This window comes from Mesorhizobium sp. CO1-1-11 (genome assembly GCF_020164995.1).
GTDB lineage: Bacteria > Pseudomonadota > Alphaproteobacteria > Rhizobiales > Rhizobiaceae > Mesorhizobium > Mesorhizobium australicum.
Genome location: NZ_JAIUHE010000013.1, coordinates 51,732 through 72,403, shown reverse-complemented (window position 1 = coordinate 72,403; position 20,672 = coordinate 51,732). Strand labels below are relative to the sequence as shown.

Genomic DNA, 20,672 nt, shown 5'->3' with positions numbered 1-20,672 from the left:
TTTATTCGCGCAGGCGAGGCCACTACAAGTGAGCGTAGCTTAGCTACAGCCGACCACCGCCCGGCCTCCGACCCAAACAGTGGCAATATTGGCCCGTGCCGCATTGAGCACGATCTTCTGAAAGACGTCGTCGAGCGTATCGTCGGCGCCGTTGACATGGATGTTCGAGGCGCTCGCTTTGGTGTCGATCAGCAGCGCGTCGAATTCGTGTCCGACGCGAAAACTCCCGGTCGGCAGGTCGAGCGCTTCCGCGCCTCCCGCGGTCGCCAGCCAGAACGCTTCCTGATGCGTGATCGGCTCGCCGGGCGCGCCGCGCTCCTTTGCCGGCAGGCCGGCATGCACGCCGCTCTGCAATGTTCTCGAGGCCGACAGCGCGTTCCGGCAACCGTCGAACAGCGATGGGCTGTAGCCGCCTGAAATATCGGTGCCGAGCCCGACATGCATGTGCCGGTCGAGCGCCTCGCGAAGCGGAAACACTGCATTGGCGAAGTAGACGTTGGACAGCGGGCAATGAGCGACGCCGGCGCCCTTCTCCTTGATCAGGTCCATGTCCTGCCCATCGATGAAGTTCGAATGCGCCAGGATCGTATGACGGGTGAGCAGGCCGAAACCATCGAGGCTTGCCGCATCCGTTTGGCCGAAGCGCGCTTCCACGAACTGCTTTGCCCAATCGCTTTCGGAGCAATGGGTCTGCACGTGGCAACCGAACTCTTCCGCGAGTTCGCCCAGCCCCTGCAAGGCCGCGTCGGTGCAGCTTGGAATGAAGCGCGGCGTGATCACCGGCTGGACAAGCGGCCTCTCGCCCGGATCCAATGACATGACGGCCTCGATGAAGCGCCTGGTATCCGAAACAGCGCTTGCCGCATCGGCATCGCGATAGAAGGGCGGACACTGTTCGGGGTCGTCCATCACCACCTTGCCGACCAGGGCACGCTGGCCTTTCTCAAGACATGTCTCGGCGCGCGCCACGCGCGCCTCGACATGGACGGTGGCGAAATAGAGCGCGGTGGTGGTGCCGTTGGCGAGCAGATTGTCGACCAGATCAGCATAGACCGCGCGAGCATAGTCCAAATCCGCATAGCGGGCCTCGAGCGGAAAAGTGTATTTCCGCAGCCAGACTTCGAGCGGCACGTCCAGCGCCTTGCCCATCTGCGGCCATTGCGGCGCATGAATGTGCAGGTCGACGAGCCCCGGCAGCAGGAACTGCCCCTCGCCAAGTTTCACCAGCCTGCCCGCCCGGCGGGCATCGCTTATCGTGGCCGTGTATTCCGGGTGGCCGGGCGCCAGGATCTCGGCGATGCGCCCCTGTGCATCGACGCAGAACAGGTGCTCCTCCAGCACCTCCAGCCTGCCGCGCTCAGGCGTATGGAAGGCGGTGCCGAGCAGCACGAAAGGATCTGCCGTCATATCGTCGCTCCGGTGCTGCTGGCGGGCGGGGCTGCCAATGCGTGGCCTAGAAGAAAACAGTTGGCAAACATTTCCGCCGCTGTCCTTTGCCGCCGACTGATCCCATGATCGGCCGGGGATTTCCAGAGGGGACATCATGGAACGCGTTGCGCCAGAAATCAGTTTGATCGCCCAGCCGGACGATCCGTTGCCCCTGGGCAAGGCCGCCCTGCTCGGCCTCCAGCACGTGCTGGCTATGGACGTCTATATCGTGCCGTTCATCATCGCGTCGGTGCTTGCCTTCAGCGTCGGCGACGCCGGCGCCTTCATCCAGTCGGCCTTCGTGGCGGCAGGCATCGCAACCCTGATCCAGTCGCAGTTGCTGATGCGGCTGCCCGTCGTCCAGGGACCGTCCTTCGTCCCGATCGGCGCGGTGCTGGCGATTGCCTTTGGCGCCGGCGGCGGCCTGCCGGGCCTGTCGGCCGTGATCGGCGCACTCATTCCGGGCGCCATACTGGTCATGCTTCTGGGATCGCCGACAAAGCTCTTCCACCGCCTCGTCAACCGCTTCGTGCCGTCCATCGTCGGCGGCGCCATCATCATCGTCGTCGGCGTCGCGCTGATGCCGGTGGCACTGAAGGAGAGCGTCTTCGCTGTCCACGGCACCGCCACCGTCGGCGGCAACATCGTCCTCGCCTTCGTCGCCGCGGCGGTGCTTGTCGGCTGCATGCTGATCGGCATGGCGCTTGGCGCGAAAGGCGCATGGCTGCGCCTGCTGTCCGTGATCATCGCGCTTGTGGCTGGCAGCGTGGCCGCCGCCTTCATGGGCCAGCTCGACATGACGGGCGTTTCCGCCGCGACCTGGTTTTCCATGCCGCGCATCGCCTTCCTCAATCTCGATGTCACCTTCTCCTGGTCGGCGACGCTGACCATGCTGATCGTCTACATCGTCGTCCTGGCCGAAACCACCGGCACCTGGTTCGCGGTCGGTGCCGTCATCGACAAGCCGCTCTCGGACGAGCAGCTCGACCGGGGCGCCACGGGCGAAGGCCTTGGCTGCCTGATCAGCGCGCTGCTGTGCAGCACGCCGGTCACCGGCTATTCGTCCAACGCCGGCATCATCGCCATCACCGGCATCGCCAGCCGTGCCGCCTTCGGGGCGGCCGGCATCTTCCTGGTGCTGTTCGGGCTGATCGGCAAGCTTTCGGCGGTCATCGCCTCAATCCCGGGGCCGGTCATCGGCGGCGTCTTCGGAGTGCTTTGCGTCGTCATCGCCATGAACGGTTTTCGGGTGGTGCGCGGGACGCCGCTGACCGAACGCAACATGCTGGTCATCGGCCTGCCCATCCTGATGGCGCTGTTCGCCACGCTGGTACCGCCGGATTTCGTCAAGACGCTGCCCGATATCGTGCAGTACATTCTGGGCTCATCCATCGCCTTCGGCGCCGTCTGGGCGATTGTCCTGCACCAGATCCTGCCGAACGCCCGCTAGGCGATCGGAGGCGCCGCGGCTGGCCCCTACTGCCGCCGCGGGCCCGATCGCGCCGGCTGGCTCACCAGAAAGGGCTTGACCAAATCGCCCGCGGCCTGCATCCGGGTTTGCCGATCCATACGGATCGCGCGTTCTGCAAGGGATGCCAGACCATGACCGGCAAGACATGGGCCTATGAGGACTTCGTCGAGGGGATCTCGTTCGATCTCGGCACCAAACAGGTGAGCGCGGCCGAAATCATCGAGTTCGCCAGCGAGTTCGATGCCCAGCCGATGCATCTCGACGAGGAGGCCGGCAAGGCGAGTATCCTGGGCGGCCTCTCGGCTTCAGGCTGGCACACCTGCGCCATGTTCATGCGCATGCTGTGCGATGCCTTCCTGCTGGACTCCACCTGCCAGGGCGCACCAGGAGTCGATCAGGTCAAATGGAAGAAGCCGGTGCTCGCCGGCGATACGCTGCGGGGCAGCCTGGTGGTTCTGGCCAGGCGCCTGTCGAAATCGAAGCCGCAACTCGGCTTCGTGACCATGCGCAGCGAACTGGTCAACCAGCGCGGCGAAAGCGTCTTCGAGCTCGAGAACTCCGTCATGTTCCTGACGCGCGACGCGGGGAATGCGGCATGACGCTCGACGAATTCTTCCGCATCGGCACCACGGTGACGCTGGGCTCGCACAGATTCGAGCCCGAGGCGATCAAGGCGTTCGCCCGCAAATACGACCCGCAGATCTTTCACATCGACGAAGAGGCCGCGAAGAAGAGCGTGCTCGGCGGCCTCTGCGCCTCCGGCTGGCATACCGCCGCCACCTGGATGAAGCTGAACCTGGAGAGCCGCCTGGACGCCGAAGGCTGGGACGGCCCGGTGCCCGAATTCGGCCCCTCGCCCGGATTCAAGAACCTGAAGTGGCTGAAGCCCGTCTTTGCCGGGCAAACCATCACCTTCACGCGCACGGCGCTGTCCCACCGCCCCATCGCGTCCCGCCCCGGCTGGCGGTTGCTGGCGCTGCTCTGCGAGGCCACTGATTCGACCGGCGGCAAGGTGCTGGAGTTCGAAAGCGCGGTGCTGGTGAAGGTGGAGTAGTCTCTTCCTTCGCCCCGTTTATGGCGTGGCCGAAGGCGGATGAGGGCGGCACCCGCGCTGGTTGTCGTGTTGCCTCCCTGCCCTTCGCTATCGCTCCGGGCGTTCGAGATCTTTGAAAGGTCCACTGGACCTTTCAATTTGCCTTCGGCAAACCGGTCTCAAACCCCCTCGAACCCGATCAGCGTTCGCACCGGCACGCCGAGCGCTTCGAGCTTGGCGCGCCCGCCTAAATCCGGCAGGTCGATGACGAAACAGGCGGCGAGAATGTCGGCGCCGATCTGGCGCAGCAGCTTGACCGCCGCTTCAGCCGTGCCGCCGGTGGCGATCAGATCGTCGACCAGGATCACCTTCTCGCCGGGCGCGACGCCGTCCTTGTGCATCTCCATCTCGTCCAGCCCGTATTCCAGGCTGTAGGCGACGCGCACGGTCTCATAAGGCAGCTTGCCCTTCTTGCGGATCGGCACGAAGCCGGCCGAGAGCTGGTGGGCAACGGCGCCGCCCAGGATGAAGCCGCGCGCTTCGATGCCGGCGATCTTGTCGATCTTCTGCCCGGCATAGGGATGCACCAGCTCGTCGATGGCGCGGCGGAAGGCGCGCGCATTGCCGAGCAGCGTGGTGATGTCGCGAAACAGGATGCCGGGCTTGGGATAGTCCGGGATGGTACGGATCGAGGCCAGCAGCGTGTCTTCGAGAGAAGGTTTCATGAAGCGGCTCCGAATGATCCGGCTGACAAAGTGAAACGGCGCGGGGCCGATCGTAACCCGGCGCGACCGACAACGGCTAGCGCGATGTGGCGACCGAGACAAGCGCATCCGGCAAAGGAATTGACTACGGGCTGGGAGCAACCACAGGCGATTTTCCTCCTGTTGGGCGCAGCCACGAAAAAGGGGCGCCCGAAGGCGCCCCGCTCGAACGGATGGCTATCGGCCAAATCCTACATGCCGAGATCGGAACGAAGCTCCGCCCTGGCCACATCGTACTCGGCCTTGAAGTCATCCCGGTTGAGCAGGACGGCGGCAATGACGCTGCCGGAAATCTTGCCCATCTCGACGTCGGACGGATAGTGGATGCCGCCGACGATGCGGTTGTGGGCGAACTCGGCCGCGCGCGCCATGATCTCAGCACGCCTTTCCGGAACCATGTCGGACAGGATGATGCCCATCATCGTGCCGACGGTCGCATGGCCGGACGGCCAGGAACCGGAGCTCGACAGCTTGACCACCGGCTTGACGAGATCGCTGAGCTGGTGCGGACGCAGGCGCTTCCAGACATCCTTGGCCGGATCGACGACGGCGCCTTCGGTCTCCACCACGCGATCGAAGAAGGCGCTGAATTTCGGCAGCTTGTCCTTGTTGAAATTCGGCCCCATGACATCGGCGAAACGCCAGACGTTTTCCTCGGCGTCGGCGATGGCGCGGGCTTCCATCTCGGGTGTGCGCGTGACCTGCATGGTCAGCACTTCGCCAAGCTCGGCCTTGGTCTCAGCCGAATCATTGGCCGGCGGCGGCGGCAGGATCATCGTCAGGTCGACATCCTTGTTGGTGATGAATGGTTTTGCGTCTTCGGCGCGGGCCGCGGAACCAACGACGAGCAGCAGCAGGCCTGCCGCAAGCGATGCGTATCTTTTCATGAGCGTGATCCTTTGATGAGAGCGCCGCAGGATCGCGATGTGTGGTGACGGCCATGTGACACCGCCGAGACGTGGAGGCGCAATCCACTCAAAAAGCAGAAAGGGCGCCTCGCGGCGCCCCATGTTGTGCACTGAACGACCCAAGGCCTTTTGAGATTCAGATCAGGCTGAATCGAAAACGATGGTTTCCGAGAACCGGAGCGGAGCGTACTTGAAGTACGTGAGCACCGGAAGCGCAGGAAGCCATCGTTTGCAGACCGGCCTCACCTGAAGATCAACAGGCCTAGTGCGCGACGGCTTCCCACACCTTGCGCTTGGTCAGGTAGACCAGGGCGCCGAACAGAAGCAGGAACACCAGCACGCGGAAGCCCATCTTCTTGCGGTCTTCCATGTGCGGCTCGGCAGCCCATGTCAGGAAGGCAGCCACGTCGCGGGAATACTGGTCGATGGTCTGCGGCGAACCGTCGTCATAGGTGACCTGGCCGTCGGAGAGCGGCTTGGGCATCTTCAGCGACACGCCGGACATGAAGTACGGGTTGTAGTGTGTGCCTTCGGGGATGACCATGCCGGCGGGCGGCGTCTGGTCGTAGCCGGTCAAGAGCGAATGGATGTAGTCGGGACCACCGGCATCATACTGGGTGAAGATATCGAAGACGAACTGCGGGAAGCCGCGCTCGACGCCGCGCGCCTTGGCCAGCAACGACATATCCGGCGGCGCCGCGCCGCCATTGGAGGCAGCGGCGGCTTCCTCATTGGCGAACGGTGCCGGGAAATGGTCGGACGGCTTGCCGGGACGGTCGAACATGTCGCCGGCATCGTTGGGACCGTCATGGATGGTGTATTCGGCTGACAGCGTCTTGATCTGCGCGTCGCTGTAGCCGAGGTCCGAAAGCGTGCGGAACGCCACCAGGTTCATCGAATGGCAGGCCGAGCAGACTTCCTTGTAGACCTTCAGGCCGCGCTGCAACTGCGCCTTGTCATAGGTGCCGAACGGGCCGGTGAAGCTCCAGCTCATTTCCTTCGGCTCGTTGATCGGGAAATGCGTCGGTGCCGCCGCGTTGTGCGCCTCTTCGGCCGCGAACGCGCAAGTGCCTGCAACTCCGGTGCCGGCGGCCACGAGGCCGACCAGCGCAAGCGAAGTGAGAATCTTTTTCATGCCAAATCCCCTTAGATTCTCTACCGCTCAGCCCTTGGTCTCAGGTGCTGCCGTGGCGCCCGCCGGATGTCCGCTGCCACCCTTGTTCTTTTCGAGCACCGCCTCGGTGATCGAGTTCGGCAGCCTGCGGGGTGTCTCGATCAAGCCGAGCACCGGCAGCGCGATCAGGAAGAAGGCGAAGTAGAACAGCGTCGCCATCTGCGCCATGAACACATAGCTGCCTTCCGCCGGCTGCGAGCCCAGCCAGCCCAGCAGGATGGCATCGGCCACGAACAGCCAGAAAAACAGCTTGTACCAGGGCCGGTAGACCGCCGAGCGCACCTTGGAGGTGTCGAGCCACGGCACCAGGAACAGCATGACGATGGCGCCGAACATGCACAGCACGCCGCCGAGCTTGGAATTGATCGGCCCGATGTTGAACGTGATGGCGCGCAGGATTGCGTAGAACGGCAGGAAGTACCATTCCGGGACGATATGGGCCGGCGTCTTAAGCGGGTTGGCGACCGTGTAGTTGTCCGGATGGCCGAGATAGTTCGGCAGGTAGAAGACGAAGTAGGCGAAGACGAACAGGAACACGATCATGCCGAACGCGTCCTTGATGGTCGCGTAGGGCGTGAAGGCCACGGTATCTGTCTTCGACTTGACCTCGATGCCGGTCGGGTTCGACTGGCCGACGACATGCAGCGCCCAGACATGCAGAACGACGACGCCGGCAATCATGAACGGCAGCAGGTAATGCAGGGCGAAGAAGCGGTTCAGCGTCGGATTGTCGACGGCGAAGCCGCCGAGCAGGAGCTGCTGGATCCAGTCGCCAACCAGCGGAATGGCGCTGAAGAAGCCGGTGATGACAGTGGCGCCCCAGAAGCTCATCTGCCCCCATGGCAGCACATAGCCCATGAAGCCGGTCGCCATCATCAGGAGGTAGATGATGCAGCCGAGGATCCACAGCAGCTCGCGCGGCGCCTTGTAGGAGCCGTAATAAAGACCGCGGAAGATATGCAGGTAGACAGCGATGAAGAAGAACGAGGCGCCGTTGGCGTGCATGTAGCGCAGCAGCCATCCGGAATTCACGTCGCGCATGATCTTTTCGACCGAACCGAAGGCGAGATTGGTGTCGGCCGTATAGTGCATGGCCAGCACGATGCCGGTCAGGATCTGCGCCACCAGCATGATCGCCAGGATGCCGCCGAAGGTCCACATATAGTTCAAGTTGCGCGGCACCGGATAGGCGATGAAGCTGTCATAGACCATCCTGGGCAGCGGCATGCGGGCGTCGAACCAGCGTTCGATACCGGTCTTCGGCGTGTAGGTCGAGTGTCCCTCGCTCATCGAAATATCCCCTGCCTCAACCGATAAGGAGTTTGGTGTCGGAAACGAATTTGAATACCGGAATCGCCATGTTCTCCGGCGCCGGGCCTTTGCGGATGCGGCCGGCCGTGTCGTATTGCGAACCGTGGCACGGGCAGAACCAGCCGCCGAAATCGCCTTCCTGGCCGAGCGGGATGCAGCCCAGATGGGTGCAGACCTGAACCATCACCATCCAGGCTTCCTTGCCTGGCGTGGTGCGGTTGGCGTCGGTCGCCGGCGCATCGGACGGCAAATTGGCGTTGCGGGCGATCGGATCCTTGAGATCGGAGAGGCTGACGGCCTCGCCGTCCTTCATTTCCTTCTCGGTCCGGTTGCGCACCACGACCGGCTTGCCGCGCCACTTGACGATCAGCGAGCTGCCAGGCGTCAGCGAGGAGACATCGACCTCGACCGACGCGAGCGCCAGCGTCGAGGCATCAGGGCGCATCTGGTCGATGAACGGCCAGGCCACGGCACCGGCGCCGACCACGGCGGCCATGCCGGTGGCGACGTAGAGAAAATCTCGACGATTGGGATCGTGGATGTCGGTTGCGCTCACGGGTGCCTGATCCTTTCGCCTCTTCCGCGCCGGTGGCCGAGCCTTGTTCCCCGCTCAATCACGCCAACCCGACAGCGCATGGCGAACAGGCTAGCGAATTCCTCCGGCATTTGGACTTCGGTTTATGCGTGAAGCCCGTTTTTGTCCAGACGGGTGAAGGCACAAGGGCAGATTGTCGCGGGGACAAAATCCCCTCGTGTCCGGCGGGACGGCGAATGGCTACAAAGGGCGGCTAAACAACCGGGAAATATCAGCAAAATCCAAGGCTCCGGCTTGCCTCGACACAGGGCGCCGGTGTGATCTATCCTCCTTCGCATGGCGCACGTCATCGATCGCGAGCAATGGGCTGTTCGTTCCCACCACTGGAAGGGCGAACTGCAGTGCGGTGCCTACGGCTCAAACTCCTGCCTGATCTTCAATCACCTGCCCGATGTCGGCGGCGGCCCGCGGCTGCACGCCCATCCCTATGCGGAGATCTTCATCATCCGCCAGGGAACCGGCCTCTTCACGGTCGGTGACCAGGAAATCGAGGCTTCGGCGGGGCAGATCCTGATCGTGCCGCCCAACACGCCGCACAAGTTCACCAATCTCGGTCCCGGTCCGCTGGAAACGACCGACATTCACGAAAACGGCAGCTTCATCACCGAATGGCTGGAGTGATTCCTAAAAAACTGATTTTACGCGGCGCCCAGCCTCACTAGAACCGCCCTGGGGATATTGTATTCGCGGATCACGGCGTCATGCTTGCGAAGGCCGCACAGTTCGCGCTGGATGAAATAGGCGTGAACGGCCACGGCAGCCTCCTTGAGCAGACGGGGGCGCAACTCATCGTCCCCGTTATCGCGCAACCGCGCCAAGGTTTCTTCCACGCGCTGGCCGGCCCGCCCGAGCGCCGCCGCCTTCTCTGCCAGGATTTCATGGCCAAGCGCGTCGAAGGCCGCATCGGCGGCCGACGTGCCGGCAAGATGGGATGGCGGACGCAAGGACATTTCAGTTCCCTTTCCTGAACACCATGCGATGGGTGACGAATTCTTCGCCCTCCACGGGCTGAAAACCAAGCCGTTCATAGAAAGCGAAGGCTTCTGGCGGCGCGCGGGTGTTCAACACGGTGAAATACTGGCGGGCTCGGTCGATCACGATCTCGACCAGCGTTCGGCCAAGGCCGGCGCGACGGTGACGCGCGCTGACGAACAGGTGGCGGACCCGGCCGTGGTCCCTGCCCTCGAAATAGGGATCGATGTTCAGCCCGCAGACACCGGCGAGTTCGGCGCCATGCCAGGCTCCGAACAGCGCCTCGCCCCGCTTCAGGAACTTGTTGCGGCCGCTTGCCCAGCCATCGCCCAGACGCACCAGCATCCAGTAGCCTTCCAGCCGGCTCTCTTCCTTCAGCATGTCGAAGGCCGCCACGGTTGGCCGCAAACGCTTGAGCGTGTAGCCGATCTCTGGGCCGATCTCCGGACTGAGCTCTGCCGATCCACCCACGCGCCTACTCCGCCGGCCGCGTCTCTTCCAGCACGCTTTCCTCGTGATAGAGGAACCCGCCGGACTGGCGCTTCCACAGCCGGGCATAAAGCCCGTCGAGCGCCACCAGTTCGTCATGTGTGCCTTGCTCGACGATGCGGCCGCCGTCGAGCACCACCAGGCGGTCAAGTGCCGCGATCGTCGACAGCCGGTGGGCAATCGCGATCACGGTCTTGTTCTCCATCAGCCGCGTCAGATTCTCCTGGATCGCCGCCTCGATGTCGGAATCGAGCGCCGACGTCGCCTCGTCGAGGATCAGGACCGGCGCGTCCTTGAGGAAGACGCGGGCGATCGCCACGCGCTGACGCTGACCGCCCGACAGCTTGACGCCGCGCTCGCCGACAAAGGCTTCGTAGCCCTGGCGGTCCCTGTTGTCGCGCAAAGTCAGGATGAATTCATGGGCCTCGGCTTTTTTCGCCGCCGCGATGACCTGCGCGTCGGTTGCGTCGGGCATGCCGAGCTTGATGTTGTCACGCAGCGAACGGTGGAACAGGGCCGTGTCCTGGCTGACGACGCCGATATTGGCGCGCAGCGAATCCTGCGTTACACCAGAGACGTCCTGGCCGTCGATGGTGATCTGGCCGCTTTCGAGATCGTAGAGGCGCAGGATAAGGTTCGCCAGCGTCGTCTTGCCGGCGCCCGAAGGCCCGACGAGCCCGACCTTCTCACCCGGCTTGACGATAAGGTTGATGCCGTTCAGAACCCCAAACCCCTTGCCGTAGTGGAACTCGACATTTTTTACGTCGATGCGCCCACCCGCCACGACCAGTTCCCCGGCGTCCGGTGCATCGGTCAGGCCGAGCGGCTGCGAGATCAGCGCCTTGGAGTTCTCCAGCACGCCGAGATTCCGCAAGATGCCGTTCATCTGCATCATCAACCGGCCGAGCAGCATGTTGAGCCGCAGCACCAGGCTGAGCGTGAAGGCGACCGCCCCGACCGTGATCGAGCCCTCGACCCAGAGATAAACGGCAAAGCAGCCGATCGCCGTGATCATGATGCCCGACAGCGTCGTCAGCGCCATGCGCACGCCGGTCAAGCGGCGGGTGAAGGGCCGCAATGCGTCGAGATAGATATCGAAGCCGTTCCTGATGTAGCGATCGTCGCCGTCGGCCGCGAACAGTTTCAGCGTCTGCACGTTGGAGTAGGAATCGACAATGCGGCCATTGATCATGGAGCCCGCCTCCGCCGTCGCTTCGGCGTGCTTGCGGATTGCCGGCAAATAGAGCTTCGCCAGAAAGCCGAAGGCGGTGATCCAGACCACCACGAGTGCCGCCAGCCTGAGGTCAAGCCCGGCGACCAGCGCCAGCGTCGTCACCGTATAGACGACCATGAACCAGACGACCTCGATGAAGCTTTCCATCAGGTCGCCCGTCGCCTGCCCGGCTTGCCAGACTTTCGTCGCGATGCGGCCAGCAAAATCGTTCTGGAAGAAGGCGTAGGACTGGCGCGAGACGTGCCGGTGCGCCTGCCAACGCACCAGATTGTAGAAGCCAGGCGTGATCGTCTGTTCGCCGACCAGCGCCGACAAGGCGACGACCACGGTGCGGATGATCAGCACCACCGCGACCATGAACACCAGTTCGGGGCCGGCGGCGGTCCACAGCGCGTGCCAGCTCCGTTCGCCGGGCAATTGGTCGAGAATATCGACCAGCCGTCCGACGAAATAGAACAGGCCGGCCTCGACCAGCGGCGCGATGCCGCCGATGACCAGCATGGCGAAGAAGGCGAACTTCGCTTGCCCGACATAGTGCCAGAGGAAGCCCGTGACGCTGGCCGGTGGCCGAAGATTCGCCGGCTCCCTGAACGGGTAGACCCAGGTCTCGAACCAGCGATAGACGGCTGTCATCATGCGGCGGCCATCATTCTGCGGCTTGCCCCTTTGCTATTGCGTCATTGGCGGCTTCGACGGGGACGTCATCGAGCAGGAACCCACCCGACTGGCGCTGCCAGAGCTGCGCGTAGAGCCCGCCTCTGGCGACCAGTTGCTCGTGCGAGCCCTCCTCGATCACGCGACCCTGGTCCATCACGACGAGCCTGTCCATCGCCGCGATGGTCGACAGCCGGTGCGCGATGGCGATGACGGTCTTGCCTTGCATGAGCTTGTAGAGGTTCTCCTGGATGGCGGCTTCCGCCTCGGAATCGAGCGCCGACGTCGCCTCGTCAAGGATAAGTATGGGCGCGTCCTTCAACATAACGCGAGCAATGGCGATGCGTTGCCGCTGACCGCCGGACAGTTTGACGCCGCGGTCGCCCACATAGGCGTCGAACCCCTTGCGTCCATGATGATCCGAAAGTGCTGATATGAAATCCATCGCCTCGGCCCGCCGCGCCGCCTCGAGCAGCATCTCGTCGGTGGCATCGGGCCGGCCATAGAGGATGTTCTCGCGCACCGAACGATGCAGCAGCGAGGTGTCCTGCGTGACCATCCCGATCTGGGCGCGCAGCGAATCCTGTTTCATGCCGGCGATCTCCTGGCCGTCGATCAGGATCCGGCCGCTTTCCAAGTCGTAGAAGCGCAAGAGGAGATTGACCAGCGTCGACTTGCCGGCGCCCGAGCGGCCGACAATGCCGACCTTCTCGCCCGGCTTCACCGCCAGCGACAGATTTTCGATGACGCCCTTCTGCTTGCCGTAATGGAAGCGGATATCCTCGAAGCGGATATCGCCTTTGGAAACGATGATCTCCTTGGCATCCGGCCTGTCCTCGACAAGGCGCGGCAACGAAATCGAGGCAATGCCGTCCTGCACCGTGCCGATATTCTCGAACAGGCTCGACATTTCCCACATGATCCACTGCGACATGCCCCACATCCGGAGCACCAGGCCGATGACCACCGCGACCGCACCGATCGTCACCACTTGCCCCATCCACAGCCACAGCGAGATGGCGGTGACCGAGAACAGCAGCAGCGCGTTCAGTATGTAGAGCGAGCCGAACAGCAGTGTCACCAGCCGCATCGACCGGTAGACCGTGTCGAGGAAGCCCATCATGCCTTCCCTGGCGAAGGCGGCCTCGCGGCGTGAATGGGAAAACAGCTTGACCGTCTGGATGTTGGTGTAGCTGTCGACGACGCGGCCGGTCATGGTCGAGCGCGCATTGGCCTGCTCCTCGCCGACCTTGCCCAGGCGCGGGATGAAGAAGCGCAGCAGCAGGATGTAGCCGACCATCCAGACGCCGAGCGGCGCGGCCAGCCGCCAGTCGGCCGAACCGACGATCAACAGCATGCCGAGGAAATAGACGACGACGTAGTTCAGGACGTCGATCACCTTGATGACGCATTCGCGCACGGCAAGCGCGGTCTGCATCAGCTTGGTGGCGATGCGGCCGGCGAACTCGTCCTGGTAGAAGCTCATCGATTGCTTGAGCAGGTAGCGGTGCACCTGCCAGCGGATGCGCATCGGGTAATTGCCCATCAGCGTCTGCTGGTTGAGCAGGGAACGCAGCCAGACCGTGCCGGGCAGCGCAAACAATACGATGAAGGCCATGCCGGCGAGCTTCCAGCCCTCCGTCTGCAGGAAGGTCTCGCGGTTCTGCCCCGACAGCCAGTCGACGATGCGGCCGAGGAAGCCGAACATCCACACTTCCGCGATGGCGATGGCCGCGACCAGCACCGCATCGACAAGAATATAGGGCCATGCCCCGCGCGTATAATGCAGGCAGAAGGCAACAAGCGTCTTGGGCGGCTCGACCGGTTCCGCGGCCGGGAACGGATCGAGCTTTCTTTCAAACCAGCTAAACAACAACATAGGTCACGCCTGTGAGATCTGTTTTCCGCTTACGCGGCTTGGCGGCGTACGAAGTCCTCGGACCGCATGGCATCGAGGGCCGACGCTCCGGAATCATCCGGAGCGTCGGCCCTGCTTCGCGCTATATAGGGGTTCGCCGGCTTTTCGCCGACAGCCACCTTTGTCGATCCTGACGACATGGCGCCACCAGTCCGGTTTTTCGCGCCTGGCCGGATCAGCCGGATGATCCGGCGCACCAGCGACGGACGGCTCGGATCGGGTACCGCGCGCGAGAAATCGACATCCGGCAGCATGCCGCGATGTGGACGCCGGCGTATTTCGGCATGAACCGCCGACGAATAGGTGTCGCCGATCAACAGCGCCCAAGCCACCACCTTCGGGTGTTGCAGGCTCCTCGAGCCCGGTATCCTGTAGGGATCGAACATCGGTCCGTCCTCCGTGTTGAAATAGAGATAAAAAGGATGATCGACATCGTGCCGCGGGATCGGCGGCGGATCAGTCGGAACGCGTTGGGACTGGGCCATCGGCCCATTCGGCAGCTTGAAAAACATCGCGGGTTTCCTTCGAAGACCAGGGTATGGTTTCGGCGGAAAATCGGTGCGGAAGTGTCTAAAAGATCAGGAGAAACGTCGTACCGAAACCGCCAGGGCGCAAATAAGCCCACAGGTGGGGCGCTGGATGTACATGGCCATCATGAATTACCCCTCCATCGGTTCGGGTTGACAATGCTGGTCGTATACCCGACTTCGAAAAAAATGGCCACCCGCAGGTCCAGGAATTTCCAAAACCAGGAAGCTGCTGTGGCCGATCTGCCACTTATTAGAAGGACGCGGAAGTGAACCCTGGTCTCCGCATCGCGCTCTACCAGCCTGACATTGCCGGCAATACCGGGACAATCCTGCGCTTCGCCGCTTGCCTCGGCCTCGGCGTCGACATCATCGAGCCGGCCGGCTTTCCCCTCTCCGACAAAGCGCTCAAGCGCGCCGGCATGGACTACCTCGAAATGGCTGCCCTCACCCGGCATGTCGACTGGGACGCCTTCGAGGAGTGGCGCAAGGCCCGCGCGGATCGCATGGTGCTGCTGTCGACCAAGGCTACGATCCCCTACACCGACTTCAGCTTCACCGACCGCGACATCCTCCTGTTCGGCCGCGAATCCGCGGGGGTGCCGGATCCAGTCCATCAGGCGGCGGATGCGCGGCTGACCATCCCGATGCAGCCCGGCGCGCGCAGCATCAACGTCGCCCTTTCCGTCGCCATGGTGGCGGGCGAAGCCGTCCGGCAACTCCGATAGGGGATCGTCGGCAGCGCCGTCAGCGGTGATTTTTGCCCAGGCGCACATCCGCCTTCTCCTTTGGTTTGCACAGTCAGGCTTTCTTGGCTACAAGCTCAACTTAACTTGAGGTCAAGCGGAAAGTGCGAAAATGGCGCCGGTAACGGAATTGACGGTCGGCCAGGTGGCCGCGCGCAGCGGGGTGGCTGTGTCGGCACTGCATTTCTACGAAGCCCGCGGTCTGATCAGCAGCCATCGCACGGCAGGCAACCAGCGGCGCTACGGCCGTGACGTGCTGCGCCGGGTGGCCATAATCCGGATTGCCCAGGAGGTCGGCATCTCGCTCGCGGAAATCGGTGCCGCGCTTGAATCATTACCTGAAGGCCGCACGCCGACGCGCGAGGATTGGAATCTGCTTTCAACGGCTTGGCGCGATAGCCTCGACCAGAAAATCAGCCAGCTAAGGAAGCTGCGCGACGGCTTGACCGACTGCATAGGCTGCGGCTGCATGTCGATCGACAAATGCCCGCTTCGCAATAAGGGGGATCGGCTGGCAAGGGAGGGAACGGGCGCGAGGCGCCTGCTGGCCGAGCGCTAATCCGCGGCCGGCAGCCGCCTTATCGTAAACTCGATAAGATCGCCCGGGCGTTCGAACCAGCTTTCGATCTCGGTCCAGTAGGCCTGCTTGGGGAAGCGCTCGAACCATTCCTTGGCCTTGAGACGGGCGTCCGAGCGCGGCAGGACGAAGGTCTCACGCAGGAAACCGTCGCGCGGCATGCGTGCGCGCTCGGCCCGGCTTTGATCGAGCCTTTTCTTCAGGCCATCCAGCGGCGGTCTTGCCGGGGTGCGCACGAAACAACTCCTTGCACCTGGCGCATGACCCCGAAATCGGAATCGGGTTTCGGAAAGGATCATGCGCGAAACCAAAGTGACTTGACCCTATCCCTTAAGAGATTAGGGATCGCGCCCGGAAAAGACGAGTCTTTTGTCGACTCACCGCCCCGCAACCGGAGACGGCACTTGGAACGACCTGAAATACCGGCGGGGCTGCCTGCCGACATCGAAGAAAAGAAGATGAAGGCCCGGCTTTGGTTCGAGGCGCTGCGCGAGCGCATCTGCGGCGCTTTCGAGCAGATCGAGCAGGATCTCGGCGGGCCGCTGGCTTCGTGGTCACCGGGCCGTTTCGAAAAGACGCCCTGGGAGCGCGATCACGGCAAGGGCGGCGGCGGCACCATGTCGATGATGCACGGCCGCGTCTTCGAGAAGGTCGGCGTCCACACTTCGACTGTTCATGGCGAGTTCTCGCCCGAGTTCAGGAAGCAGATGCCCGGCGCCGAGGAAGACCCGCGCTTCTGGGCATCGGGCATTTCACTGATCGCGCATCCCTGGAACCCCAACGTTCCGGCCGTGCATATGAACACCCGCATGGTGGTGACCTCGCGCCAGTGGTTCGGCGGCGGCGCCGACCTGACGCCGGTGCTCGACCGCCGCCGCACCCAGGACGATCCCGACACGATAGCCTTTCAGCGTGCCATGCAATTCGCTTGCGAGAAGAATGCCGCCGTCGCCGACTATCCGAAATTCAAGGCCTGGTGCGACGAGTACTTCTTCCTGCCGCACCGCAACGAGCCGCGCGGCACCGGCGGCATCTTCTTCGACTACCTGCATCCGGAAGAGGAGAAGGGCGGCTGGAATGCCAATTTCAACTTCGTCCAGGATGTCGGGCGCTCTTTTCTCGTGGTCTACGGTCACCTCGTGCGCGCCAACTTCAACGAGAACTGGACCGATGGCGACCGCGACGAACAGCTCGTTCGCCGCGGCCGTTATGTCGAATTCAACCTTCTTCACGATCGCGGCACCATCTTCGGGCTCAAGACCGGCGGCAATGTCGCCTCGATCCTGTCCAGCCTGCCGCCGGAAGTTCGCTGGCCATAAAAAAATTGTGAGCGCGATGTGAGGCCGCATTGATGTCCCATTGTTCGAATCTGGGCGCGGAATGTGACACAATGAATATCTTTTTCGTCTAATATCCATCTGATAAGACTGGGTTATTTATCGCATTCGGGTCGGGAAGCGCCGGTGGTTTGCCCGAGGGCAATTCCAGGAAAATGCGGTTTTCCCTTCGGAATTGCGTCGGAACAGGCGAACCGCGACTCGACGCGACCGGACGGCCCGAAGACGATGCGGATCATCTTCGTCAAAGGATGGCCGCTTTCCCAGGAGTGTATCAGCATGAGAAAGATCATTGTTTCCGCTGCCGCGGCTGCCCTTCTTGCTTCCGGTTCGGTGGCGTTCGCCGCCGTCAAGCACACCACCGGAACGGTCAAGAGCTTCGATGCGACGGCCAAGAGCCTGGTTCTCGACAATGGATCGTCTTTTACGCTTCCCCAAACCTTCAAGGATCCTGGCCTGAAGGTCGGCGAGAAGGTCAGAATTTCGTGGGACATGAGCGGCAAGGACAAAGTTGCCGAGGCAGTCAAGATCGTGAAGTGACGGCCTGCCCGCCGGGCTAGCGTAAGAGGGCGGAGCAGCGCTGCTCCGCCCTTTCACCGTTGACCGCAACCAATATCACACCATCTGTGTTATGGTTCTCACCCCCGCCCATGATCGGAAAAGTCGGATCATGGGCCAAGAAAGTACCGGGGCCTTGCAGGCTCCACGGAGGAAAAGGAGAAGTCCGATGAAGGAATTTCACTGCGGGTCGCTGGTTCCCGGCTGTGAGTGGCATACCCGTGCCGGCGAGGAGGCCGAAGTGATGCGCCGTGCCGTCGAGCATATGCGTGAGACACATGGCGAAACGACCATCCGCGAGACGATGATCGAGGCTATCCGCTCCCGAATCGAGAAGGTCCGCGACGCGGCCTGATCCTCATCAGCCTTCAAGTGCCTCTGCGGCGCGCTTGATCAGTGCGTCGCGATCGGGCGTGAAACTCGCATCGATCCATTCCGCTTCCAGGTTCTTGAGGATCTCCCCGAGCTTCGGCCCTGGTGTTGCGCCGAGCGCGGTCAGATCGGCGCCTCGCAGCGGAAATTCGGGCCTTTTCCATTTGAGCGCAAAGGAAAGCAGGCGCGAAAAGCCGCCGGCTTCGAGCAGCGCTTCATTGTCTTCGACGGCCCGCACCCGCGCCGCGGCAAGCGAAAGCCGCAGGCGGTCGACAAATCCTTGGCGGTCGCCGCGATAGAGCCGTTTCGCCAATTCGCCCTCGGTCGTCTTCGGTTCGACGGCGGTTGCCATGGACCAATGGCGCAGGCGATCCGCCTCGGCGGTCGAGAATTTCAGCCGCTCCGCAAGCGTCTTCATGCGCGCCGCATCCGGCGGCACCATCGCCTCCAGCCGCAGCATCGGATCCATTGCCCAGCCCAGATCCTTCTCGGCTCTGGTCAATCCGTGGATCGCATCGATGCCCCATTTCTCGCTTTCTGACAGCGCGGCGGTCAAGACACCGGCCTGCCGCATCCATAGCAGCGCCCGCGAGGGATCGGGTGCGGACAAAAGCTTTTTCAGTTCGGACCAGATGCGCTCCGCCGAGAGTTGGGCGAGGCCTTCCTTCAACCGGGCGCAGGCCTTCAGCCCCTCGGCGTCGGGCCGGCCTTCGCCATACCAGGCGAAGAAGCGGAAGAAGCGCAGGATGCGCAGATAATCCTCACGGATGCGTGCCTCCGGATCGCCGATGAAGCGCAGCCGGCGCGCCTCGATGTCGGCGATGCCGCCGACAAGGTCGACAACGCTGCCATCGGCCTCCGCATAAAGCGCGTTGATGGTGAAGTCGCGCCGCTCGGCGTCGAGCTTCCAGTCGCGCCCGAACGACACCCTGGCACGACGGCCATCGGTCTCGACATCGGCGCGCAAGGTGGTGATTTCATAAGGTTTGCCATCGGCGACCACCGTGATGGTGCCATGCTCGATACCGGTCGGCACCGCTTTGAAACCTTCCGCCTCGGCGCGGCGAATGGTTTCCCGCGGCAGGCAAGAGGTTGCTATGTCGATGTCGGTGACAGGCTGGCCCATCAGCACGTTGCGTACGGCGCCGCCGGCGATGCGCGCCTCTTCACCGCCTTCGGTGAGCGCGCCAAGCAGGCGCTGCAGATGCTTGTCGAAGAGCCAGTCCGCCCTGCCCGCGATCGAAACACTCACGCATAGAGCCTTTCATACAGTGTGCGGATGATCCCGGCGGTGACACCCCAGATGCGCCGGTCGCCATAGGGCATGTCGTAGAAGAACCATTCGAGATCGTTCCACATGCGGCTGTCGCGCTTGTGGTTGGCCGCGTCCATCAGGAAGCGCAGCGGCACTTCGAAGGCGGCGTCGACCTCATCCGTGTTCAGGGTCAGCTGGAAATGTGGCCGCACGATGCCTAGCACCGGCGCGATGCGGTAGCCGCTGCCGGCGACGTAATCGGGCATCCGGCCGATGATCTCGATGCGATCCTGGCCAAGGCCGATCTCCTCGAAGGTCTCGCGCAGCGCCGCCGCTTCCGGGCTTGCGTCGGTCGCATCGATCGTGCCGCCCGGGAAAGCCACTTGCCCGGAATGATTGCGGAGTTTTTCGGCCCGTTTGGTCAGCAGAACCGTCGCCTCGCCGTCATGGTCGACCACCGGGATCAGCACCGCGGCGTTGCGCAGCGGCTTGCCAGGGTTGAGGCGCGGATGGCCGGGATTGAAGCGGTGATCGCCATAGTCGCCGCCGGCATGCGCCTCCGGCTGCGCGGCGAAGCGCGCGCGAAAATCCGCTGATGAAAACGGCGCCGGCGATACCTGGTCCATCATGCGCTCAACCGCTTCAACTGATCGGCCGGCATGATCGGAAACACGGCGTTCTTGGAGCGCACTGAAAACATCGTCCTGCCGTCGATTTCGATCTCCTCGCCATGCCCGACCAGTTCGTACATGACCGGCCGCGCCACAAGCGCCTCCAGCCTGCCGCGCACCAGCAGATACGGCTTCAAACCGCCGGTCCCGTTCTCGTCGACGAAGCGCAGCGGCCGCTCCGGTCCGGCCTCGATCACGTCGCCGACATTGGTGCGGAAGGTGATGACCTGATCCTCGCCTTCGCCCGAAACATCCATCTCGACGGCGACGAAAGGCGCATCGGCGACGCGGATGCCGACTTTTTCCACCGGCGTCACCAGATAGGTCCTGCCGTCGGCGTCCTTGCGCAGCACAGAGGAGAAAAGCTGCACCAGCGGCATGCGGCCGATCGGCGTGCCCAGGTAGAACCAGGTGCCGTCGGCCTTGATTTCCATGTCGAGATCGCCGCAAAAGTCGGGATTCCAGCGCTCGACCGGCGCCGCGCCCTTGCCTGCGCGGGCCGCGCGCGAGATCAGCGCCTCAAGGCCCCGAGCCTCGGTGGCCTGCGTAAGGCTTTGTTGGCGATGTTCGTGGTGTTCGCTCATCGTCACGAAATAGTCACTGTTGTTCCGCTTGTCAGCCTAAGTCTGTGATTTAAGTTCAACCATAGGCGCTCCGCGAGGCCGAATCGCGGCAGTC

24 protein-coding genes are annotated in these 20,672 nt (G+C 63.1%); 9 read left to right on the top strand and 15 right to left on the bottom strand.

Annotated features, from left to right (window positions below):
* Positions 1 to 39: 39 nt before the first annotated feature.
* Complete coding sequence (gene guaD / locus LB554_RS16910; RefSeq protein ID WP_224585738.1) at positions 40 to 1,407, bottom strand: guanine deaminase; 1,368 nt, start codon at positions 1,405 to 1,407, stop codon at positions 40 to 42.
* 136 nt (positions 1,408 to 1,543) lie between these two features.
* Between guaD and LB554_RS16905 the strand changes: the two genes are divergently transcribed.
* The 3 genes from LB554_RS16905 to LB554_RS16895 all read left to right on the top strand — a co-directional run bounded on the left by LB554_RS16905 (position 1,544) and on the right by LB554_RS16895 (position 3,953).
* Complete coding sequence (locus LB554_RS16905; protein ID WP_015316080.1) at positions 1,544 to 2,878, top strand: uracil-xanthine permease family protein; 1,335 nt, start codon at positions 1,544 to 1,546, stop codon at positions 2,876 to 2,878.
* Between the two features lie 152 nt (positions 2,879 to 3,030).
* Entirely contained in the window at positions 3,031 to 3,498 is a 468-nt protein-coding gene (locus tag LB554_RS16900) for a MaoC family dehydratase (RefSeq protein WP_140617690.1), read from the top strand.
* Positions 3,495 to 3,953, top strand: a complete 459-nt coding sequence (locus tag LB554_RS16895) for a MaoC family dehydratase (RefSeq protein WP_015316078.1) — start codon at positions 3,495 to 3,497, stop codon at positions 3,951 to 3,953. The genes LB554_RS16900 and LB554_RS16895 overlap by 4 nt, the downstream gene beginning before the upstream one ends.
* 158 nt (positions 3,954 to 4,111) lie before the next feature.
* Here LB554_RS16895 and LB554_RS16890 read toward each other — a convergent pair whose 3' ends face one another.
* The 5 genes from LB554_RS16890 to petA all read right to left on the bottom strand — a co-directional run bounded on the left by LB554_RS16890 (position 4,112) and on the right by petA (position 8,645).
* Positions 4,112 to 4,657 (bottom strand): adenine phosphoribosyltransferase, encoded by a 546-nt coding sequence (locus tag LB554_RS16890; protein WP_015316077.1) that lies wholly within the window; start codon positions 4,655 to 4,657, stop codon positions 4,112 to 4,114.
* Positions 4,658 to 4,887: 230 nt separating this feature from the next.
* Entirely contained in the window at positions 4,888 to 5,583 is a 696-nt protein-coding gene (locus LB554_RS16885) for an acid phosphatase (RefSeq protein WP_224585736.1), read from the bottom strand.
* A 283-nt stretch (positions 5,584 to 5,866) separates the two neighbouring features.
* Positions 5,867 to 6,739 carry a cytochrome c1 gene (locus tag LB554_RS16880; RefSeq protein ID WP_140617688.1) on the bottom strand — a complete coding sequence of 291 codons (873 nt, stop codon included), beginning with the start codon at positions 6,737 to 6,739 and terminating at the stop codon, positions 5,867 to 5,869.
* Positions 6,740 to 6,766: 27 nt separating this feature from the next.
* Positions 6,767 to 8,068, bottom strand: a complete 1,302-nt coding sequence (locus tag LB554_RS16875; RefSeq protein ID WP_015316074.1) for a cytochrome b — start codon at positions 8,066 to 8,068, stop codon at positions 6,767 to 6,769.
* Between the two features lie 16 nt (positions 8,069 to 8,084).
* Positions 8,085 to 8,645, bottom strand: coding sequence for a ubiquinol-cytochrome c reductase iron-sulfur subunit (gene petA, locus LB554_RS16870; RefSeq protein ID WP_015316073.1), 561 nt, complete (start codon positions 8,643 to 8,645; stop codon positions 8,085 to 8,087).
* 315 nt (positions 8,646 to 8,960) lie between these two features.
* Here petA and LB554_RS16865 point away from each other — a divergent pair, with 315 nt between their 5' ends.
* A complete protein-coding gene (locus LB554_RS16865) occupies positions 8,961 to 9,305 on the top strand; it encodes a cupin domain-containing protein (protein ID WP_224585734.1) in 345 nt (114 codons plus the stop codon).
* Positions 9,306 to 9,322: 17 nt separating this feature from the next.
* On the opposite strand, the gene LB554_RS16860 is transcribed toward LB554_RS16865, so the two are convergent.
* The 5 genes from LB554_RS16860 to LB554_RS16840 are packed head-to-tail and all read right to left on the bottom strand — an operon-like array spanning position 9,323 to position 14,463.
* Entirely contained in the window at positions 9,323 to 9,634 is a 312-nt protein-coding gene (locus tag LB554_RS16860; protein WP_015316071.1) for a DUF6665 family protein, read from the bottom strand.
* Position 9,635: 1 nt separating this feature from the next.
* A complete protein-coding gene (locus LB554_RS16855; protein WP_224585732.1) occupies positions 9,636 to 10,127 on the bottom strand; it encodes a GNAT family N-acetyltransferase in 492 nt (163 codons plus the stop codon).
* Positions 10,128 to 10,131: 4 nt separating this feature from the next.
* A complete protein-coding gene (locus LB554_RS16850; RefSeq protein WP_224585730.1) occupies positions 10,132 to 12,015 on the bottom strand; it encodes an ABC transporter ATP-binding protein in 1,884 nt (627 codons plus the stop codon).
* Between the two features lie 10 nt (positions 12,016 to 12,025).
* The gene (locus LB554_RS16845) at positions 12,026 to 13,912 is read right to left on the bottom strand and encodes an ABC transporter ATP-binding protein (RefSeq protein WP_224585728.1); all 1,887 of its coding nucleotides are present in this window, start codon (positions 13,910 to 13,912) and stop codon (positions 12,026 to 12,028) included.
* A gap of 29 nt (positions 13,913 to 13,941) precedes the next feature.
* Positions 13,942 to 14,463, bottom strand: coding sequence for a hypothetical protein (locus LB554_RS16840; RefSeq protein ID WP_224585726.1), 522 nt, complete (start codon positions 14,461 to 14,463; stop codon positions 13,942 to 13,944).
* A gap of 284 nt (positions 14,464 to 14,747) precedes the next feature.
* Here LB554_RS16840 and LB554_RS16835 point away from each other — a divergent pair, with 284 nt between their 5' ends.
* Complete coding sequence (locus tag LB554_RS16835) at positions 14,748 to 15,206, top strand: tRNA (cytidine(34)-2'-O)-methyltransferase (protein ID WP_140713621.1); 459 nt, start codon at positions 14,748 to 14,750, stop codon at positions 15,204 to 15,206.
* A 130-nt stretch (positions 15,207 to 15,336) separates the two neighbouring features.
* Positions 15,337 to 15,783: a redox-sensitive transcriptional activator SoxR gene (soxR, locus tag LB554_RS16830; RefSeq protein ID WP_140617680.1), complete on the top strand. Its 447-nt coding sequence runs from the start codon at positions 15,337 to 15,339 to the stop codon at positions 15,781 to 15,783.
* Here the strand turns inward: soxR and LB554_RS16825 are convergent.
* Positions 15,780 to 16,037, bottom strand: coding sequence for a hypothetical protein (locus LB554_RS16825; protein ID WP_023770299.1), 258 nt, complete (start codon positions 16,035 to 16,037; stop codon positions 15,780 to 15,782). The two genes, soxR and LB554_RS16825, sit on opposite strands and share 4 nt — an antisense overlap.
* 168 nt (positions 16,038 to 16,205) lie before the next feature.
* Between LB554_RS16825 and hemF the strand changes: the two genes are divergently transcribed.
* The 3 genes from hemF (at position 16,206) to LB554_RS16810 (ending at position 18,051) form a co-directional block, all read left to right on the top strand.
* A complete protein-coding gene (gene hemF, locus LB554_RS16820; protein WP_140617679.1) occupies positions 16,206 to 17,120 on the top strand; it encodes an oxygen-dependent coproporphyrinogen oxidase in 915 nt (304 codons plus the stop codon).
* A gap of 297 nt (positions 17,121 to 17,417) precedes the next feature.
* Positions 17,418 to 17,678, top strand: a complete 261-nt coding sequence (locus LB554_RS16815; protein ID WP_023770301.1) for a DUF1344 domain-containing protein — start codon at positions 17,418 to 17,420, stop codon at positions 17,676 to 17,678.
* A gap of 187 nt (positions 17,679 to 17,865) precedes the next feature.
* Positions 17,866 to 18,051 (top strand): DUF1059 domain-containing protein, encoded by a 186-nt coding sequence (locus LB554_RS16810; protein ID WP_015316061.1) that lies wholly within the window; start codon positions 17,866 to 17,868, stop codon positions 18,049 to 18,051.
* 6 nt (positions 18,052 to 18,057) lie between these two features.
* Here the strand turns inward: LB554_RS16810 and LB554_RS16805 are convergent, their stop codons facing one another.
* From LB554_RS16805 to LB554_RS16795, 3 genes are read right to left on the bottom strand one after another with little or no spacing between them, the layout of a single operon-like run.
* Positions 18,058 to 19,320 (bottom strand): CCA tRNA nucleotidyltransferase, encoded by a 1,263-nt coding sequence (locus LB554_RS16805; RefSeq protein ID WP_224585722.1) that lies wholly within the window; start codon positions 19,318 to 19,320, stop codon positions 18,058 to 18,060.
* Positions 19,317 to 19,949 carry a CoA pyrophosphatase gene (locus tag LB554_RS16800; RefSeq protein WP_224585901.1) on the bottom strand — a complete coding sequence of 211 codons (633 nt, stop codon included), beginning with the start codon at positions 19,947 to 19,949 and terminating at the stop codon, positions 19,317 to 19,319. The genes LB554_RS16805 and LB554_RS16800 overlap by 4 nt, the downstream gene beginning before the upstream one ends.
* Positions 19,949 to 20,578: a DUF1285 domain-containing protein gene (locus tag LB554_RS16795; RefSeq protein ID WP_015316058.1), complete on the bottom strand. Its 630-nt coding sequence runs from the start codon at positions 20,576 to 20,578 to the stop codon at positions 19,949 to 19,951. Before LB554_RS16795 ends, LB554_RS16800 begins: the two co-directional genes overlap by 1 nt.
* Positions 20,579 to 20,672: the final 94 nt, after the last annotated feature.

What these genes read in the sequence shown, in the direction of transcription:
- guaD (WP_224585738.1), bottom strand. Translation starts at nt 1,407, where the DNA reads ATGACGGCAGATCCTTTCGTGCTGCTCGGCACCGCCTTCCATACGCCT.
- LB554_RS16905 (WP_015316080.1), top strand. Translation starts at nt 1,544, where the DNA reads ATGGAACGCGTTGCGCCAGAAATCAGTTTGATCGCCCAGCCGGACGAT.
- LB554_RS16900 (WP_140617690.1), top strand. Translation starts at nt 3,031, where the DNA reads ATGACCGGCAAGACATGGGCCTATGAGGACTTCGTCGAGGGGATCTCG.
- LB554_RS16895 (WP_015316078.1), top strand. Translation starts at nt 3,495, where the DNA reads ATGACGCTCGACGAATTCTTCCGCATCGGCACCACGGTGACGCTGGGC.
- LB554_RS16890 (WP_015316077.1), bottom strand. Translation starts at nt 4,657, where the DNA reads ATGAAACCTTCTCTCGAAGACACGCTGCTGGCCTCGATCCGTACCATC.
- LB554_RS16885 (WP_224585736.1), bottom strand. Translation starts at nt 5,583, where the DNA reads ATGAAAAGATACGCATCGCTTGCGGCAGGCCTGCTGCTGCTCGTCGTT.
- LB554_RS16880 (WP_140617688.1), bottom strand. Translation starts at nt 6,739, where the DNA reads ATGAAAAAGATTCTCACTTCGCTTGCGCTGGTCGGCCTCGTGGCCGCC.
- LB554_RS16875 (WP_015316074.1), bottom strand. Translation starts at nt 8,068, where the DNA reads ATGAGCGAGGGACACTCGACCTACACGCCGAAGACCGGTATCGAACGC.
- LB554_RS16865 (WP_224585734.1), top strand. Translation starts at nt 8,961, where the DNA reads ATGGCGCACGTCATCGATCGCGAGCAATGGGCTGTTCGTTCCCACCAC.
- LB554_RS16860 (WP_015316071.1), bottom strand. Translation starts at nt 9,634, where the DNA reads ATGTCCTTGCGTCCGCCATCCCATCTTGCCGGCACGTCGGCCGCCGAT.
- LB554_RS16850 (WP_224585730.1), bottom strand. Translation starts at nt 12,015, where the DNA reads ATGATGACAGCCGTCTATCGCTGGTTCGAGACCTGGGTCTACCCGTTC.
- LB554_RS16845 (WP_224585728.1), bottom strand. Translation starts at nt 13,912, where the DNA reads ATGTTGTTGTTTAGCTGGTTTGAAAGAAAGCTCGATCCGTTCCCGGCC.
- LB554_RS16840 (WP_224585726.1), bottom strand. Translation starts at nt 14,463, where the DNA reads ATGTTTTTCAAGCTGCCGAATGGGCCGATGGCCCAGTCCCAACGCGTT.
- soxR (WP_140617680.1), top strand. Translation starts at nt 15,337, where the DNA reads ATGGCGCCGGTAACGGAATTGACGGTCGGCCAGGTGGCCGCGCGCAGC.
- LB554_RS16815 (WP_023770301.1), top strand. Translation starts at nt 17,418, where the DNA reads ATGAGAAAGATCATTGTTTCCGCTGCCGCGGCTGCCCTTCTTGCTTCC.
- LB554_RS16810 (WP_015316061.1), top strand. Translation starts at nt 17,866, where the DNA reads ATGAAGGAATTTCACTGCGGGTCGCTGGTTCCCGGCTGTGAGTGGCAT.
- LB554_RS16800 (WP_224585901.1), bottom strand. Translation starts at nt 19,949, where the DNA reads ATGGACCAGGTATCGCCGGCGCCGTTTTCATCAGCGGATTTTCGCGCG.
- LB554_RS16795 (WP_015316058.1), bottom strand. Translation starts at nt 20,578, where the DNA reads ATGAGCGAACACCACGAACATCGCCAACAAAGCCTTACGCAGGCCACC.